The sequence below is a fragment of the Shewanella sp. BF02_Schw genome, from assembly GCF_014596695.2.
Taxonomy (GTDB): Bacteria; Pseudomonadota; Gammaproteobacteria; order Enterobacterales; family Shewanellaceae; genus Shewanella.
This window is the reverse complement of sequence record NZ_JABKAW020000002.1, coordinates 733,664-752,238: the sequence shown is the minus strand read 5'-3', so window position 1 is coordinate 752,238 and position 18,575 is coordinate 733,664. Positions and strand designations below refer to the sequence as shown.

At 42.1% G+C, this 18,575-nt stretch carries 15 protein-coding genes; 8 read left to right on the top strand and 7 right to left on the bottom strand.

The window, feature by feature from the left end; all coding sequences use genetic code 11:
* Positions 1-164 precede the first annotated feature (164 nt).
* From HNW13_RS11635 to purH, 3 genes are all read right to left on the bottom strand, one after another.
* Positions 165-383 (bottom strand): hypothetical protein, encoded by a 219-nt coding sequence (locus tag HNW13_RS11635; protein WP_192115397.1) that lies wholly within the window; start codon positions 381-383, stop codon positions 165-167.
* A gap of 254 nt (positions 384-637) precedes the next feature.
* The gene (gene purD, locus HNW13_RS11630) at positions 638-1,939 is read right to left on the bottom strand and encodes a phosphoribosylamine--glycine ligase (RefSeq protein ID WP_192115398.1); all 1,302 of its coding nucleotides are present in this window, start codon (positions 1,937-1,939) and stop codon (positions 638-640) included.
* A 219-nt stretch (positions 1,940-2,158) separates the two neighbouring features.
* Entirely contained in the window at positions 2,159-3,748 is a 1,590-nt protein-coding gene (purH, locus tag HNW13_RS11625; RefSeq protein WP_182743523.1) for a bifunctional phosphoribosylaminoimidazolecarboxamide formyltransferase/IMP cyclohydrolase, read from the bottom strand.
* Positions 3,749-4,055: 307 nt separating this feature from the next.
* Here purH and zntR point away from each other — a divergent pair, with 307 nt between their 5' ends.
* Together zntR and HNW13_RS11615 are read left to right on the top strand one after the other, a co-directional pair.
* Positions 4,056-4,517: a Zn(2+)-responsive transcriptional regulator gene (gene zntR / locus HNW13_RS11620; RefSeq protein WP_192115399.1), complete on the top strand. Its 462-nt coding sequence runs from the start codon at positions 4,056-4,058 to the stop codon at positions 4,515-4,517.
* Between the two features lie 2 nt (positions 4,518-4,519).
* Entirely contained in the window at positions 4,520-5,992 is a 1,473-nt protein-coding gene (locus HNW13_RS11615) for an SO_0444 family Cu/Zn efflux transporter (RefSeq protein ID WP_192115400.1), read from the top strand.
* Between the two features lie 197 nt (positions 5,993-6,189).
* Here HNW13_RS11615 and HNW13_RS11610 read toward each other — a convergent pair whose 3' ends face one another.
* On the bottom strand, positions 6,190-6,996 hold the full coding sequence (locus HNW13_RS11610; RefSeq protein ID WP_162022233.1) for a S1/P1 nuclease: 807 nt from the start codon (positions 6,994-6,996) through the stop codon (positions 6,190-6,192).
* 286 nt (positions 6,997-7,282) lie between these two features.
* Between HNW13_RS11610 and HNW13_RS11605 the strand changes: the two genes are divergently transcribed.
* Complete coding sequence (locus HNW13_RS11605; protein ID WP_182743526.1) at positions 7,283-10,456, top strand: TonB-dependent receptor; 3,174 nt, start codon at positions 7,283-7,285, stop codon at positions 10,454-10,456.
* 142 nt (positions 10,457-10,598) lie between these two features.
* Here HNW13_RS11605 and HNW13_RS23635 read toward each other — a convergent pair whose 3' ends face one another.
* Both HNW13_RS23635 and HNW13_RS11600 read right to left on the bottom strand, forming a co-directional pair.
* On the bottom strand, positions 10,599-10,721 hold the full coding sequence (locus HNW13_RS23635) for a hypothetical protein (RefSeq protein WP_011635985.1): 123 nt from the start codon (positions 10,719-10,721) through the stop codon (positions 10,599-10,601).
* A 270-nt stretch (positions 10,722-10,991) separates the two neighbouring features.
* Positions 10,992-11,930 (bottom strand): LysR family transcriptional regulator, encoded by a 939-nt coding sequence (locus HNW13_RS11600; RefSeq protein WP_101086231.1) that lies wholly within the window; start codon positions 11,928-11,930, stop codon positions 10,992-10,994.
* A gap of 96 nt (positions 11,931-12,026) precedes the next feature.
* On the opposite strand from HNW13_RS11600, the gene HNW13_RS11595 reads away from it, so the two are divergent.
* The 4 genes from HNW13_RS11595 to HNW13_RS11580 all read left to right on the top strand — a co-directional run bounded on the left by HNW13_RS11595 (position 12,027) and on the right by HNW13_RS11580 (position 15,714).
* Positions 12,027-13,121, top strand: coding sequence for an HlyD family secretion protein (locus HNW13_RS11595; protein ID WP_101086230.1), 1,095 nt, complete (start codon positions 12,027-12,029; stop codon positions 13,119-13,121).
* Between the two features lie 46 nt (positions 13,122-13,167).
* Positions 13,168-14,754 carry a DHA2 family efflux MFS transporter permease subunit gene (locus HNW13_RS11590; RefSeq protein ID WP_192115782.1) on the top strand — a complete coding sequence of 529 codons (1,587 nt, stop codon included), beginning with the start codon at positions 13,168-13,170 and terminating at the stop codon, positions 14,752-14,754.
* 46 nt (positions 14,755-14,800) lie between these two features.
* Entirely contained in the window at positions 14,801-15,265 is a 465-nt protein-coding gene (locus HNW13_RS11585) for a GNAT family N-acetyltransferase (RefSeq protein WP_192115401.1), read from the top strand.
* A 131-nt stretch (positions 15,266-15,396) separates the two neighbouring features.
* A complete protein-coding gene (locus HNW13_RS11580) occupies positions 15,397-15,714 on the top strand; it encodes a putative quinol monooxygenase (protein ID WP_101086228.1) in 318 nt (105 codons plus the stop codon).
* Positions 15,715-15,922: 208 nt separating this feature from the next.
* On the opposite strand, the gene HNW13_RS11575 is transcribed toward HNW13_RS11580, so the two are convergent.
* Positions 15,923-16,966 carry a porin gene (locus tag HNW13_RS11575; RefSeq protein ID WP_101086227.1) on the bottom strand — a complete coding sequence of 348 codons (1,044 nt, stop codon included), beginning with the start codon at positions 16,964-16,966 and terminating at the stop codon, positions 15,923-15,925.
* 800 nt (positions 16,967-17,766) lie between these two features.
* Here HNW13_RS11575 and tcdA point away from each other — a divergent pair.
* Positions 17,767-18,570: a tRNA cyclic N6-threonylcarbamoyladenosine(37) synthase TcdA gene (gene tcdA, locus HNW13_RS11570; RefSeq protein ID WP_174839622.1), complete on the top strand. Its 804-nt coding sequence runs from the start codon at positions 17,767-17,769 to the stop codon at positions 18,568-18,570.
* Positions 18,571-18,575 lie beyond the last annotated feature (5 nt).

Below are 18,575 nucleotides of genomic sequence, written 5' to 3'. Positions count from 1 at the left end.
TTGGTTAATTACTTTGCGTGGTTATATATGTCAAATAGGTCGGTTAATGTGAATAAATAGCCGCTGAGGATATCTGGTGGGACCAGAAGTATCCTCATGAAAACGTGCAGATTTGATAGATTTAGATACGCAGTTTATGGCTATTAATGGCAATATTAAGCAAGTTATTTATTTAAATGTTTTAAGATGGCATTTTCGGCATCAGTTTTAGTGGCTTCACCTTCAGTAATATCAATTTTTTCTAGAGCTTTATGGCCTGTCATATCTTCTGCAATATGTAACCAATCTGGATGCCAATAGAAAGAGTTGCCCGAGAAGGTATTCCAATTATGCACGCCTGATTTTTCACCTTGATAAATTAGGTCGCTGGTATTAACTCTCATTTAATCCTCCAATAATCATTACGAGTACGTTAGCTAAAGTGCAGGAGTTTGAATAACAGCAAAGGTAAACACTCCCTTTCAGTTACTAGCTTGCGCCTTGAACAGAGTCGTTTTTGTGATCTAAATCATAAAAATTGCGGGTTATGGATAATGTAAACAGTAATTAATCTTCAGCATTACAAGCGGATATAAAAAATCCCTGTGATGTTGTTGCCATCACAGGGATTTTTCAACGAACTAAACCCAATGTACTATTAGCTTTTAGCTTGTTCACGAGCAATAGCGCGATAAGCAATATCAGTACGGAAGTACACGTCATCCCAATGAATGGCATCTACTAATGCATAAGCTGATTGCTGTGCTTCAGTCACAGTGTTGCCTAATGCGGTGGCGCACAATACGCGGCCGCCGTTAGTGACAACATGGCCGTCTTTCATGCTAGTACCCGCATGGAACACTTTACCGTTAGTGTCGCCAAGGGTTAAGCCGTCAATCACATCGCCTTTGTTGTACGCGTCAGGATAACCACCTGCGGCCATTACCACGCCAACAGCTGCACGAGGATCAAATTCTGCAGTGACTTTATCTAACTCACCACGAGTCGCAGCTAAGCAAAGCTCAACAATATCTGACTGCAAGCGCATCATAATTGGTTGGGTTTCAGGGTCACCAAAACGGCAGTTGTATTCAAGCACTTTGGCGCTACCGTCTGGTGAAATCATCAGGCCTGCGTATAAAAATCCAGTATAAACATTACCTTCAGCCGCCATACCATCAACCGTTGGGCGAATAACATTGGCGATAGTCCAGTCGTGTACTGCTTGTGTTACCACAGGAGCTGGTGAGTATGCACCCATTCCGCCGGTGTTAGGGCCTTGGTCAGCATTGTCACGAGCTTTATGGTCTTGGCTGGTGGCCATAGCAAGAATGTTTTTGCCGTCTACCATCACGATAAAGCTGGCTTCTTCGCCTTTTAAAAACTCTTCAATCACTACGCGTGAACCGGCATCACCAAACTTATTGCCTGCGAGCATGTCGTCGATAGCCGCATCCGCTTCTACTTGATCCGCTGCGATGATGACACCTTTACCCGCTGCTAAGCCATCGGCTTTAATCACGACAGGGAAACCCGTTTTAGCGGTTAATATTGCCGCATAAGTTTTAGCCGGTGCAATCTCAGTGAAGTTTGAGTAGTCAGCAGTAGGAATGTTGTGGCGCGCTAAAAAGTCTTTAGTAAAAGCTTTTGAAGATTCAAGCTGTGCCGCGCCTTTGGTTGGGCCAAAAATGGCTAATCCAGCTGCATTAAAGGCATCAACTACGCCTAGCGATAATGGCACTTCTGGGCCGACGATGGTTATCGCTATGGCGTTATCTTTGGCAAAGGCCACAAGTGCGTCAATTTGTTCGACATCAATAGCAACGTTTTCTAACTTAGGTTCTAAAGACGTACCAGCATTACCGGGTGCAACAAACACTTTTGTTACTTGAGCAGACTGAGCCGCTTTCCAAGCTAGAGCATGTTCACGACCGCCACCACCAATTATAAGTACCTGCATCTTTAATCCTTTTATAGCTGCGCTATGTTCTCTATTTCTGCTTCAAGCATGCTCACTTATACTTATAAGCTGCGCGTGCTTTCATTGAACTAGAAAAAATAGCTATGCTCTAATTCGTTTAAACAAAATTTAAAAAGTATCGCTTGTTATCTATTTTTGCAAAAGCATTTAGCAAAAACATGATTGATAAGCGATACCCATATTTGATATTAGCGTTTATTAGTGGCGGAAGTGACGCATGCCAGTAAACACCATTGCCATACCGTGCTCGTCTGCTGCGGCGATGATTTCTTCATCGCGAATTGAACCGCCCGGTTGAATGATGCAGCTAATACCTGCCGCTGCAGCTGCGTCGATACCATCGCGGAATGGGAAGAAAGCGTCAGATGCCATGACTGAATTTTCAACCACTAGGCCTTCATCGGCAGCTTTTATTCCCGCTATTTTAGCTGAATATACGCGGCTCATTTGGCCAGCACCGACACCGATAGTCATGCCGTCTTTGGCGTAAACAATGGCGTTAGATTTAACAAATTTAGCCACTTTCCAGCAGAACATTAAGTCTTTTAACTGTTCAGCCGTTGGTTGACGCTTAGACACGACTTTAACGTCTTCTAGGTTCACCATGCCTTGATCGCGATCTTGTATTAATAAGCCACCATTAACGCGTTTGTAATCAAGTGAAGTTGTTTTTGTATTCCACTCACCACATTCTAGTAAACGCACGTTTGCTTTAGCGGCAATGATGTCGCGTGCGGCTTGGCTCACTTTAGGGGCAATGATGACTTCAACAAACTGGCGGTCAACAATGGCTTGCGCCGTTTGTGCATCTAACTCTTGGTTAAAGGCAATGATGCCCCCAAACGCTGATGTTGGGTCGGTTTTAAATGCGCGGTCGTAAGCTTCTAATAAGTTAGCGCCTAATGCCACACCGCAAGGGTTGGCGTGCTTAACGATAACGCAGGCAGGGCCTTCAAATTCTTTAACGCATTCAAGTGCTGAATCTGTGTCGGCGATATTGTTGTAAGACAACGCCTTACCTTGTAGTTGAATCGCGCTGGCAACAGACGCTTCATCAATTTGCGTGTCAACATAAAATGCCGCTTTTTGGTGGCTGTTTTCACCGTAACGTAAGTCTTGTTTTTTGACAAACTGACTGTTGAAAGTACGTGGGAACGTTGAATCGTCATGACATTCGTCGTTACTGTGCGCAGGCACCATAGTACCGAAGTAGTTGGCGATCATGCCGTCATAAGCAGCGGTATGTTCAAAGGCTGCAATGGCTAAGTCAAAACGCGTTTCTAAGGTGGTGCTGCCGTTGTTGGCTTGCATTTCTGCAATCACGCGGCTGTAATCTTTTGCATTAACCACAATCGTAGTGTCTTTGTGGTTTTTAGCGGTTGAACGCACCATCGTTGGGCCGCCAATGTCGATGTTCTCAACAGCATCCGCTAAGGTGCAGCCTGGTTTGGCAACGGTTTCAGCAAATGGATACAAGTTAACCGCAACCAAATCGATTGGCTTAATGGCGTTTTGTTCCATGACGATTTCGTCAATGCCGCGGCGAGCAAGAATGCCACCGTGAATTTTTGGGTGCAGGGTTTTAACACGACCATCCATAATTTCTGGGTGACCCGTGTAGTCAGACACTTCCATTACCGGGATATTATTGTCTGCAAGTAACTTTGCAGTACCGCCCGTAGACAAGAGTTCAACACCTTGTGCATGCAGCGCTTGTGCAAACTCAAGGATTCCAGTTTTATCTGATACGCTTAATAGCGCGCGACGAATTGGTCTGACATTATTCATGTAGGTACAGGTCCGCTAGTTTGATTTTAAGGAGCTTTAGTAAAACAGAGTCAATTAAAGTCTGCTTTACCAAAGTCCCTCATAGTGTTTTTTAGATTGCTTAACACCGTCGAGGCTTACTGTGTTGTGATCAGGCGGGCGTATTTTATCGTAAACCGCTTCTATTGGGTGTTTTTTCTGTGTGATTTCACAATATTGAAATAAGAACAAAGGTACGCAAAAATAATCACCCAATAACCCTTGACCTTGGATTAAACTCCAAGGTTTATACTCAGGTAAAATTCAGATGACGATGGTGAATTAACATATGTATCGAATAGGCGAAATTTCAGCCTTGTATGACATCAAAGCTGACACATTACGATTTTACGAAAAACATGGTTTACTGTCGCCATCAAGCCGATCTGATGCCGGATATCGGTTGTATAACCACAGCGACTCCGAACGACTTAAATTTATTTTACGTGCCAAAGCGGTGGGTTTCTCACTTAAGGATATCGCCGATTTGCTATCTATTGAGGTTGATAAGTCTAATAGAGCCTGTGCCGATGTTAAAGGTTTAGTCGATACTAAGCTTGAGCAAGTAGAAACGAAATTAGCTGAGCTACAACATTTTGCGACATCGCTAAAAAGTTTATCAAATACCTGTTGTGGTGGCCCAGATAGCGCCGAGCATTGCTCGATACTCGAAGCGTTAGAGTCGTCAGACAAGCATATTATTGCTAAAAAAGAACATCATCATTTTGCTAATTTGGGTCATAAGGATTAAGTATGTTATTGACCAATTTCCTTCATTTATTTTTAGAGTCTGCCCCTTGGTTGTTACTGGGCTTAGTGCTGGCAGGTTTGTTAAAAGTATTTGTGCCGATGGCATGGATGCAAAAGCAACTCGGCGGTCATGGAATGAAAACGGTGGTGAAGGCGGCATTATTAGGTGCGCCTTTACCTTTGTGTTCGTGTGGCGTTATTCCGGCAGCAGTAGGTTTGCGTCGAGCTGGCGCCTCAAAAGCCGCGACAACCTCTTTTTTAGTGTCTACCCCAGAAACTGGCGTTGACTCAATTACCGTATCCTATGTTTTACTCGGGCCTTTTATGGCGATTGTGCGCCCGATTGCGGCGATTACCAGTGCGATAGTGGCGGGTTTATTAGTGGGCCGAGATGACGATGATGGTATTCCTGCGTCAGCATCTGCTAAAGCGAAAACAGCCACTGATTCATCAGTGGGTGCCAAGCAGGTGTCATCATGCTGCGCAGCTAAATCAACTGCTAGCTCAGACGCCAGCTCTGAAGCGACATCAACATGTAAAACAACCGCGGGTACAATGCAAAATGCTAGCGTAAAAATGACTGCGATTAAATCGGAACCCGTTAAGCATGAGTCTGTATTAAGCCCGATGGCGCCAGCGCGTACATTTTCAACTAATACTACAGAAGCAAAGCAGAGTTGTTGTGGCAGTAAAACTGCAGATAAACCTGCTGAGTCTGCACCTGCTGCGTGTTGCAGTACTACATTAAAAGACGATGTAAAAGACGATGTAAAAGATGAGACAAAAGCTAAAACCGTTACATCAAGTTGCTGCAGTAGCAAAGCTGAGGTGCAAGCTGAAGTAGCAGCAACAAGCAGTTGTTGCGCATCGACTCAAGATATGGCAACAGAGTTGAAACACAACAGTGTATTTAGCCGTGTGTTATCGGGTTTGCATTACGCCGCCACAGATTTAGTCAAAGACACCACCTTGTGGTTATTAGTCGGGTTATTTTTTGCCGCCATCGTGCAGACTTATGTGCCGGCTGACTTTTTAGTTAAGTGGGGTGATGGCATTCTGGCGATGTTAGTGATGGTCCTCGTGTCGATCCCAATGTATATCTGTGCCACCGCTTCAACCCCCATTGCTGCAGGATTGCTATTAGCTGGAGTATCACCAGGTGCTGTACTAGTCTTTATGATGGCAGGCCCTGCGACCAACATTGCAACTTTAGGTGTGGTAACTAAAGAGCTAGGTAAGCGTGCATTATATGGCTATCTAGGTGGCGTTATCGGTGTGGCGTTAGTATTTGGTGTATTGGTCAATTATCTAGTTGATACCTTTGGTTTTGAAGTGATGCCGCAGATTGGTGAAGAGCATGCCTTATTACCTCAAGGTGTAGTGGCGGTTTCTGGTATCGTACTAGCGGTGTTAATGGCCAAAGTATTGTGGGACATGATCCCAAAAGGCAATAAAGAGAAAGGTTGTTGCTCGTAATAAGTTAAACCAAATGTTAACCATAGCGAGTTAACTAAAGCTTTTTAGCTAAAGCTTGTTAACCATCGCGAATTAAGCACATAAAAAAGCCAGTGATAAATATCACTGGCTTTTTATTAGGCTAAAACATTATTAATTCACAATATAGTGTCAGTCGAAACGAGTACTGGTAAGCAATAACGCTAGTCAGAAAAGTGCTAGTTAAAAATAGCGTTGAGTTTTTCAGCCAATCTAATGCCAGCTTGCTGCAATCGCTGCTCGATAATGGGTTTATGGGTAAATACATAGTTAAAACGTAAATCGTCTTCACCTTGATAATTCTGTTCGAGCTGGTAAGCCCTTTGCCTTAATGCTTTCGACTCATCAGCCCATTGATAATAGCTTTGACCACTCCACATTTTGCGTTGTTGTTCGCTAATACGCGTTAAAAAATCACTGTACTCTGTAAAGCTTAACTGCTGCTGTTCAATTAGTTTGCTGTCCCACACAGTATGCAAATTTGTGTGCTCACCAAACCACTTGAGTTTAATTGTATTTCCACCTTTATCATGGCTGTGACCCACATGTAGTGGTTGATGAATGTCGCCGACAAAATGTACGTAAAATGCCAATGCTTGCCATTTCTCTTGTTGGCTGGCTTTAGGGTTTACTAATATTTTTTCAAATCGTTGCAAACTTTCGATGATATCGCCATCAGCATTGCGCTTAACCGTTTTCCACGACTCATCGTCTTCAATTGAAATGTAATGCCATGGCGCAGCGCGATCCCAAGTGTTGTCGGAGCGGATTTCATCTGCCCAAGTTGACATTTGCGCTAGGCTTTCGCCACCTGTCAGTTGGTTTATTTTCTGTTGAGCTGTCGGGGATAAATTGGCTTGAGCGATTTGGCCTACAATTCTGTGGCCTAATTGACCAAATGCTTTGGCAGGTAGGCTGAACGTTAAGGTGAACAATACACTGCCCACTAGCAATAACATGTTATTCAGTAAAACAGACGATTTCATAAAACTTCCAATTCATTGTTGTTAAGGCAATAACAGCGTCTTTAATGTGCCAGCGTATGAAATTATTGTTACATGACACAGACTTGAGTCGCGACTATATAGCAACAATATGACATTTATGTGTTACTCCAAAGTTGTTTTGCGGTTAATTTTTTCGTTTAAAAATGACATTAAAATGCAACATATCGTCCTTAGACTTCGCCCTGAAGTTTTTGCTCTATTGATTTACTAAGCCCGATAAACGGGTAACTAAACATTAAAATATAAAAATATTCAGGGGTTTGAAATGTTGCTTAATCATAAAATCAGTCGTCTCGCGCTCGCGACATGTTTTGCTATGGGAATTGCTTTACCTGCAATGGCGGCAGATACCGCATCTGATATTCGTGGTCAGATTATAGGTCCTGCTGGTAATGCTGTTACTGATGCAAAAATTACTATTATCCATCAGCCTACCGGTACCGTTACCGAAGTTCCTGTTTCTGCTAATGGGCAATTTACTGCCCGCGGTTTACGTGTCGGTGGTCCTTACATTATTAAAGTCGATTCTGATGTGTTTGCTGACACAGTTGAAGACAATGTCTACTTAGGATTAGGCGAAACATTCCGTTTTAACCGCACACTAGAAGCCACTTCTACGATGGAGCGTGTTGGTGTCGTTGGCAGTACAAGCTTTCATCGCAGCGCCGGCGGTAACAGTGACTTTGGTGAGCAAGATATCGCTAACGCACCCGGTATTAGCCGTGATTTAAAAGATGTGTTGCGCCAAAACCCAATGGCTGTTGTGGGTACCGACGGTATTTCAATGAGCGTGGCGGGCATGAACCCACGTTTTAACACTTTTGTGGTAGACGGTATTTCTCAAAACGATGATTTTGGACTTAATTCAAATGGCTACCCAACTCAGCGTTCACCTATTTCTATCGATGCAGTGGAGAGTGTAGCGCTTAACGTATCGCCTTACTCTGCTCGTAGTGGTGGTTTTACCGGCGCACAAATTAATGCAGTAACTAAGTCGGGCACCAATGATTTATCCGGGACTGTTTTTTGGGAAACCACCAACGACAGCATGGCGGGTGATGGTAAAGACCAGGACTCTGGTGACACCTTAACCCAAGATTTTGAAGAGACCACATTCGGCGGCACGGTTGGTTTTCCTCTGATTAAAGACACTTTGTTTTTCTTTGGCTCATATGAAAACTTTGATGCACCAACGTCGGCAGAGTGGGGGCCAAAGGGCGCTGGTTTTGCCAATGAGTCAGATGTGACCTCAGAAGATCTAATTCGAATAGAACAAATTGCTCAGTCTATATATGGTCTTGATAGCATTGGCGGTTACACCACCTCACCACAAGAAAAAGATGAAAAAATCTTAGCTAAAGTGGATTGGAATATTAACGACCAACACCGTGCCAGTTTTACTTATCAATCGACCATAGGTAATGTAACCAACAACATGTCATCAGGTGATTCGTTATTAAAATTATCAAGCACTTGGTATGACAAAGAAGAAACTTTAGAAACCTACGCGGCCAACTTATACAGCGATTGGACTGACGATTTTAGTACTGAAATCAAAATCGCTTACAAAGATACCACCACTAAATCGAAAACCATTGATGATTTAGGCATAGGTATGGTGTCGGTACAAACCTTCGAAAAGTCAGGTGACAAAGTCATTTTTGGCACTGACAGTTCTCGCCAAGCAAATGAATTAAATAACCAAAATCTTGAGCTACGTTTTGTGGGTGATTATTACCTAGGCGACCACGATATTGGCTTTGGTGCTCAGTACAATAGCGTTGAAATATTCAACTTATTTGCTCAAGATGTGTTGGGCAATTGGGAGTTTGATTCTATTGATAACTTAGCGGCAGGCGCCGTCGATAGTTTCCGTTATCAAAATGCGGCTTCGGGTAATCCAAATGATGTGAGTGCCAGTTTTAACATGGACACCTTGGCATTATTTGTTGAAGACTCATGGGATATTACGGCCGATTTAGAGCTCACGTTCGGTATGCGTTATGAAACCAATAGCATGTCAGATACTCCAGCCATTAATGAAAACTTTGTTAATCGATATGGGTTTGCTAACAACGAAACCTTAGATGGCCAAGATATTTGGTTACCTCGTGTAGGGCTTAAATACCTATTAAGTGATGATGTGACCTTATACGGTGGTGTAGGCCGTTACAGTGGTGGCTCACCATCTGTTTGGATTTCAAATAGCTTTTCAAATGATGGCAACAGCTTATTAAGCTATAACGAAGGTTGGAACCCAGTATGGGGCACTCCAGATTTTGGCAATGTTCCAGCAGATGCTCAAGCGGGTTTAGTGGGTGGCGACGGTAATGTTAATGCCATCGACCCTAACTTTGAGTTACCTTCAGACTGGCGTGCAAGTATTGGTTTTGACAGTACGTGGGATTTAGGTGCCTTAGGTGATAATTGGTTTGTGGGTGGTGAATTTTTATACATTCAAAAAGAAAACGACTTAGCATGGGTTGATTTAGCCCGTCGCCAAGTGAAAACCGATGCCACTGGCCGTGTGGTTTATGAAACCTGGGACCCATTAGCAAATAATGGTGCTGGTGGTAATACCGAGCGTTATGACCTCATGTTAACCAATGCTGAAGATGATGGCTCCAGTAAGACGTTAAGTTTGTCGATTGCCAAAGAGTGGGATATGGGCCTTAGCATGCGTGCAGGTTATGCTTATAACTCAGTTGAAGAAGGCAACCAAGGCTCGTCGTCTACTGCAACGTCTAACTATCAATATACCCCAGTACAATATGATCGTAATGGCACCACTATGGGCACTGGCTATTATGAAACACCGCATCGCTTCACCTTTAGCTTGGGTTATGACGTAGAGTTTGTTGCAGGCTACAACTCTAGCTTTAACTTATTCTACGAAGCGCGTGAAGGTAACCCATTAACGTGGACACTAGGTTCATATCGTGATGGCAATTTAGGTGACCAAAGCAAGTTTGCTGGCGCATCATATTATCTACCTTACATTCCAACAGGTGCTGATGATGCTAATGTTGAGTATGCTGGTGGATTAACTTATGAGGAGTTTAAAGCGGCAATTGATGAAATAGGTTTAGGCCAATATGCCGGTGGTATAGCACCAAAAGGCACCGACAACCAACCATGGATACATCAGCTAGACTTCCGCTTTACGCAAGAATTACCAGGGTTTACTGACGAGCATAAAGGTATTTTATACTTCGATATCAAAAACGTACTTAACCTAGTTAATGAAGATTGGGGCGTGGTTGAATACCAAAGCTTTAACAGCGCTAAGTTGGTTGATCATGACTACAATGCGGCGACGGGAGTTTATACTTATTCTGTTCCATTTGGCCAAGATGGTATTGAGACTAACAATTACGATACTTATGACATCAACAAATCAGCTTGGCAGCTTAAAGTGGGCGTGAAGTACAAGTTCTAATACTTTGTTAAGTAGAGTGCTGGTGCTGTATCTAGAGTGCTAATCAATAGGTTCCAAACAAAAATACCGAGCAATTAGCTCGGTATTTTTATGTGCTCAATATGGTTACATCAAGCTATTTATCCGCTAAACGACGTATAAATTATTTGATTTTACTGGCAAAATTTTCAGGTGAATTTTTCGACTGCTTAACCGCACGTTTCTCTTTTAAAGATAATGCCGGCTTTTTCTTCGCTTCTTTTGAATTATTACGTTCTTTGCTCATTTGTATGACTCCTAGCACGCATAATGCGTAACTAATAAATGGTAATTTTTGTTGTTAGTATCGAAGGTGCTAATGAATCAGCCACTTAGTACTTACTTAGCCTTTGAACAATTTACTGAACCAAACTTATCATTGATATTGCGAATTAATGATGTGCGAGAACTTACCTCTATGATCTAAATTAATCACCTTATTAAGTTGATACTAGCACCTAGTCAGTTAAAAATATCTATTTATTCTATAGATTATTTTGTGCTTAAAAACTCATCTTTAATTATGATTGCTTTGTTGGACAAAATCGGGGATCTCAAGTACACCTTCGCCCCAATGCTCAAACAAGGCGGCGTATAAAAACTCTACAAACACTCGGTATTTACGGGGTAAATATACGCGCTGTGGAAAACTCAGGGTGACCTTGGTTTGCATCATTGGAAAGTCTTCTAATATCGGTATCAGTTGCTTACTGTCGATGGCTTCTTGTGCAATAAAAACCGGTACCGCAGTAATGCCTAAACCTTCAATAGCAGCCTCTCGGGCAAAGGTGACATTATTGACTTTTAGCTGTGCAGGGGGATCGAGATCAAGCCATTGGCTGCCATCAAAAATACGCCAGCCACCATCAATGTGGGCCGACTGTAACTTAATTGCGGTGTGGAACATTAAATCTTGCGGTATTTGTGGTGTGCCATGACGCTTAAGGTAATTTGGACTTGCCATTAACAACCGGCTAGCAGTGACTAACGAGTAGCTTTGCAGCTTAGGATCACGTTGTTCGGTAATTTGAAATAGAAAATCGACCCCTTCTTCAATCACATCAATTTTACGGTTAGTCAGTTCTGCATCGATGGTGATATTAGGGTAAGCCGCCAGAAACCGCGCAAGAATACGACCTAAAAATAATTGTCCTAGCTCGATAGGGCAAATCACTTTTAAATTGCCTTTGATGTCTTGCTGGCTCGCACTGAGAAGATCTTCGGCATTTTGTAAATCTTGTAGAATTTTACTAATGCGATGGTAATAACTTGAACCCGCTTCAGTGAGTTTCAATGACCTTGTGGTGCGAAACAGTAATTGCACACCGGCATCGGCTTCTAGATCTGCGATTTTACGACTCACAGTGGCTTTGGTTATTCCCAGTGCTCTGGCTGCACCGGTAAAACTACCTTGTTCTACGACTTGCGAGAATATTTGAACGCGATTGAGATCCATATTGTTACACCTGTGAAACAGTGGGTTGAATTTTTACTATCTAATAAACTTAAGGAAACAGTAGTAAACTAGAGCAGAATAAATTAGGAGTCAAATATGTCTATCAATAAGCGGTTAGTGTTAGTGCCAGGTATTATCGTTGTGTTAGTTGTTGCAGGCGTTTATTGGTGGTCACAAGTTCGATATATCGAGTCAACGGACAATGCGTATGTTGAGGCTGATATTTCCAATATCAGTGTAAAAGTTCCCGGCTATATTGTGCAATCTGCTGTGGTTGATAATCAACACGTCAACAAAGGTGAACTGCTGGCTCAATTGGAAGACAGCCAATTTGTTGCCAAGCTAGCTCAAAGCAAAGCTGTGTTAGCGAGTACCCAAGCAAACTTGCAAACTCTAGCGGCAAAGGTTGATTTACAACAGGCATTAATTAATCAAGCGAAGGCTACCGTTGTGGCTTCACAGTCAGAGCAGTTAATTGCGCAACAACAATTGAAGCGTTCACAGAAATTAAAAATCAGTAATTACAGTTCACAAAATGATGTTGACCAACTTCAGGCAGGTTTCGATTCAGCATCGGCTCATGTCGATGAGGCGCAAGCTGCATTAGTGGCTAAACAGCGTGAATTGTCGGTATTTAATGCGCAATTATTACAAGTACAAGCGGATGTCGATCAGGCAATGGCCAGTGTCGAGTTGGCTAATATTCAATTGGTGGATACACGTGTTACTGCACCTTTTGCAGGGATTATAGGTAAGCGTGGTGCAATGGTGGGCCAGTATGTTCAACCAGGGCAAGCATTGTTTAGCTTAGTGCCAGATGCACAAGTGTGGATTACGGCTAACTTTAAAGAAACTCAAATTGAGCACATGCAAGCCGGACAAGCCGTTAAGGTGAGTTTAGATGCTTATCCTGATGATGTGTTTAGCGGATTTATCGACAGTTTAGCACCTGCATCGGGTTCTAAATTTAGCTTGTTACCCGCAGAGAATGCGACCGGTAACTTTACCAAAATTGTTCAACGTATTCCGGTGCGTATTCGTCTTGAACGTGATCAACCCTCATCAGCTATTGGGCGTATTTTACCAGGATTAAGCGCTGTGGTTGAAGTCGATACTGAGTCTGCAACCCAATCTCACGAACTCGCTAAGGCAACAGCTGGTCAAGCAATGTCTGTGACTGCAGGGCATTAATATGAGCCAGTCAGCCACTGAGGCAGATGTATCACCAGTCGGCCCTATGAGTACTGTGAGTGATAAACCGACGGGGTATCAGCGCGGTAGCAAACGTTCTTGGATAGCTGTTGCGGGCGGCTTAATCGGTGCCTTTATGGCTATTTTGGATATTCAAATCACCAATGCGTCGATGAAAGAAATTCAAGGTAGTTTAGGCGCCACTTTAGAAGAAGGCAGTTGGATTGCTACCGCTTATTTAGTGGCTGAAATGATTGCCATTCCTTTATCTGGTTGGTTAAGTACTGGGTTATCGACTCGCCGTTATTTACTGTGGACTACCGCTGCCTTTATTGTGGCCTCTATATTGTGCTCAATGTCTTGGAACCTTGAGTCAATGATCGCTTTTCGTGCCTTGCAGGGATTTTTTGGCGGGGCATTAATTCCGTTAGCATTTCGATTAATTCTTGAGTTTTTACCCGACAATAAACGCGCCATGGGTATGGCTCTGTTTGGGGTAACCGCAACATTTGCACCTTCCATTGGACCGACGCTAGGTGGTTGGCTAACCGAACAATTTAGCTGGCATTATTTATTCTATATCAATGTTCCACCAGGCTTATTAGTGATGGCGATGTTGGCTTATGGTTTAGAGCGCAAACCAATCATTTGGGATAAGTTAAAAGACGCTGATTATTCAGGCATTGTCACCATGGCGTTGGGTATGGGCTGTTTAGAAGTTGTGCTAGAAGAGGGCAACCGTAAAGACTGGTTTGGCTCTGATCTTATTCGTAACCTCGCCATTGTTGCCGCGATCAATATCAGCTTGTTTATTTGGATCCAGTTACGTAAAGCTCAGCCATTAGTGAATATTCGTCTGCTTGCGCAGCGAGATTTTGCCTTATCTACGGTGGCGTATTTTTTACTGGGAATGGCGTTGTTTGGGGCGATTTATATGATCCCGCTGTATTTATCACAAATTCATGATTATACCCCGTTAGAAATTGGTGAAGTGATTATGTGGATGGGCTTTCCGCAGTTGCTGGTACTGCCATTAGTGCCTAAATTAATGCAGAAGTTTGATCCGCGATATTTGGCTGCACTTGGGTTTGCTTTATTTGCGACCAGTTATTATATGAATAGCCATATGACCATGGATTACGCTGGCGATCAAATGATTGCTTCGCAAATAGTACGAGCGTTAGGACAGCCGTTTATTTTAGTGCCTATTGGTATTTTGGCGACAATGCATCTTCAAGCACATGAAAATGCCTCGGCATCGACAGTGCTCAATGTGATGCGTAATTTAGGTGGGGCTTTTGGTATCGCGCTGGTGGCAACGTTAACCGATAATTTGGCTCGAGTTCATTTGGCCCATATTAAAGAGACGTTGCCAGCAGTCAGTGCCCAAGCTTATAACTATATTCAGCATACCAGTTCGATACTGCAAATTGCGGGTTCTGATGCGGTGAGTGCTAACTCACAAGCCTATGCTTTACTTGCTAAAAACATGTCACAGCAGGCATATATTCAAGCCTATAATGATGTGTTTCTTATAATGGCATGTTTTCTATTGATTGCAGTTGTTGCGGTTTTATTGATCCGTAAACCCGTGGCGAAAAGTGATTCAGATCAGCCTAATGAAATGCATTAATCATGTTAGTATTATCTTAATTGATAGCAATAAATTAAGGTGAGAGATGACATTAACGTGGCTAGATGTTGGTTTTACTGAGCTGTCTTTAGAGCAGCTTTATGGCTTATTGCAATTGCGTGTAGATGTCTTTGTGGTTGAACAAAATTGTCCTTATCCTGAATTAGATGGAAAAGATAAACATCCGCAAACCAGGCACTTATTGGGAGTGAATGAACAGGGTGATATAGAGGCTTATAGCCGCGTGTTAGCGCCCGATATTAGTTACCCTCAAGCGAGTATTGGCCGTGTTGCCGTTGCAAAATCTGCCCGTGGTCAGGGCGTGGCCAATCAATTAATGCAAAGTGCCATAGCCATTGCAAAACGGCATTGGCCAACAGACAATATTCAGATTGGGGCACAAGATTATTTACGTCATTTTTATCAACAACTTGGTTTTATTGTCAATTCAGATGTGTACCTTGAAGACGGCATTGAGCATCTTGATATGTTGTTAATCTATAATTGCTAATTGCTAATTGCTAATTGCTAATAGCTAATAGCTAATTGGTATGAGTAGCGTTGGATTCAGAGATAATATAATCAACTCTGCGTTAAGCCGCTATTTCTTTGGATTTGGGTAGATTTTATTAAGGAAAAACGATGTCAGATTATGTAATTAATACCCAGCAAATTGTGTGTGTCGCTCAATTTGTGGCGAAAGCAGGAAAACGTGATGAGTTAGTGGCGGTATTGGCAAGCTTGATCCCTGATACTCGTCGTGAATCTGGCTGTATTCGTTATGAATTGAATGTCAGTATTGATGACGACAACAAAGTTGCCTTTGTGGAAAAGTTTGTCGATCGTGCTGCGTTTGATCAGCATTGCGCTAAAGATGCTATTGAGCATTATTTCCACAATGTAATGCCTGAGTTGGTTGAGTCACATCATGTTGAAGTGTTTAATCAAGTGATTGCTTAATTGGCGGTTGCTGTTAAGTGCGGCAATTTCGATAGCTGTAATTTCAAGTGCTGTAATTTCAAGTGCTGGATTTCAAGTTCTGGATGTCACGATTAGATTTGAAGCGTTAGAGCTCAACATTAGATTACAGATACAAAAATGCCAATCTAAACAGATTGGCATTTTTAATCATTTATACTGTTAAGCCGAAGCTTTTATATCAGAATGATTAGAAGTCGTAACGAGCACCGACAGTGAAGATGTTGTCATCTTCTAAATCAACAGTAGCTGTACCCACTTTATGGTCGCCTTCATACATAGCATAGTGACCATAAACTAAGGTTGACTTAGAGATACGGTAATCAGCACCCACAGTAATTTGAGTGATGTTTACGTCAGTACCAGTCGCTTCTTTAATATTTTTGTAGTAGCTACCAAAACCAGCTTCATCTTGACCGTATTCAGCTTTTAAGTTTACGCCGTTTAGGTTGTAAGATACGTTAAGGAAGAAAGAATCACCTTCTTGATCAGATGTTTGGCTTTCAGTGTTTTGGTATAAACCACCAAGCTTGAACTCACCTAGCTTAACTTGTGCCACACCACGATAAGCATCAATACCACCAATAGTATTATAAGCTGCAGCGACATAGTAAGGTTGTGCTTTAAGGCCTTTATCACCAATAGTTGCACTTAATGCATATTGATCATCATATGATTCTTTACCAGCATCATCTGTGTAGTTGTCTTCCATTAAATAAGTTGCGTTTAATGTAACTAAGCCACCAATCACTGGTGAATAGTACCAAATACCGTCAGCTTTACGTAACTGGCCACCAATCATACGATCGATATCTGCGTTGAAGTTACCAAATAAATCAATGCCACCTTCAGACTGTTTAAATACAGTATCGTTACGGCCGATTAACACTGTACCTGCGTCACTTTTTAAACCTAAGAATGTGTTACGCGCTTTAAATACAACTTCGTCACTGCCATTTTTGCCTTCAGTTTGAGTGGTATTTTCAACTTGGAATTCCATTTGGTATAACAGTTCAATACCGTTACCAAATTTTTCGCTACCTTTTACGCCTAAGTTAGAAAAGTTGTTTTCTAATACTGTGCCTTCTTTACCATTTTGAGTTGTTGCGCCTTTATCAGAATTAGTCACGGCTAAATCTAAACGACCATAGAAACTTGGGCCTTCAGCAAGTGTAGCGAAAGAAACTAATGTAAGTACAGATGCTACCGATGCAGAGATTAAGGTTTTTTTCATCTTTCATGCTCCCTAGAACGTTATGTTCTATATTCCATTTTTCATGGTTTTAGTTAGTGAAGTTTGTCGCAGATTCAATTCTGTAACAATCTGGTGCAGATTTTTACAGATTTGATACCTTCAGAGTGTGGCCTAGATCAAATAAACAAGGCCTACTTGAAATTTTGTGTATAAATCTGTGATAACTGCGACCATTTGTATAAAAAAATCACCATATGGCGTGGATCTACCTCTTTAGGGATATTCCTATTCGATTAAAAATAGGCTAGCGCACAACCATAAAAAGTTGCAGAATTGTATGTTAGCCCATGTTAATTTAATCATTGTGAATATTCGATGTTAATTTTTATATCTTTAGTCTAATAAGGTTATAAATTAAGCATATTTTAATGTTTGTTGTGATAGACACATTAGCGCTAGGACATAAAGACATTTAGCTCAATCTGCCTCTGCTGAGTAATAGATTGCTATCAAACGGCTCTTTATCCTGCTATCTAGATGGTATGGTTTACCATAGATGTAGGTACACTATTGACGTGTTAATCCTCCGGCCAGCTTGATCTGTTAAGCTGCAATAAACCGATTTTATTACTTTATCCCACATCCCATGTTTCATATCTCATATACCAAAACGAGTGAGCAGAATTACTCGCTATAAATACGAACATGTGATGCTTGTTATTAAACCAAAATGCACCCTTAACCAAATTCATCTAGAGTGAATCGTGACAAACGTTTAGCTTTGAGGATAAATCATATAAAATTGGCCGCGAAAATAGTCGTTAATTAGGGCGTAACCCATGTTGTCAGAATCTTATACTCATCGTTTTGCTGGTGTTGGCCGTTTGTATGGTCAAGCCGCACTAACGACTTTTTCGCAAGCCCATGTTGTGGTTGTTGGTATTGGCGGTGTAGGAACATGGGTTGCCGAAGCATTAGCAAGAAGTGGGATAGGGCAGATTACGCTAATTGATTTAGATGATATTTGTGTTACCAACACCAATCGCCAAATACATGCATTAATTTCGACTATTGGCCAATCAAAAGTTGAGGTTATGGCAAAACGCATTGGCGAAATTAACCCAGAGTGTGTGGTTAATGAAGTAGAAGATTTTATTACCTTAGATAATCTTGCTGAGTATTTTAAGCCGGCCTCACAAGGTGGCAATATTGATTATGTGGTTGACTGTATTGATGCTGTGAAGCCTAAAGCAGGTTTAATCGCTTGGTGTAAGCGTAATAAAATTCCGCTAGTGACCATAGGTGGTGCGGGCGGACAAACCGATCCGACTTTAATTCAAGTGACTGATTTGGCTAAAACAGTACAAGATCCATTATTGGCAAAAGTGCGCAACATATTACGCAAAGATTACAATTTCACTAAAAATATTCAGCGCCGTTTTGCTGTAGATGCGGTGTTTTCGACCCAACATCTCGTCTATCCTCAAGCTGATGGCAGTGTATGCAACACTAAAGAAAATGCAGAAGGCAGTATGCGAATGGATTGCGCCTCCGGTTTTGGCGCCATTACTATGGTAACGGGAACGTTTGCGTTTGTTGCGGTTAGTCGTGTGCTGACTAAATTAGCCGCTAAACCCGCTTAACATTG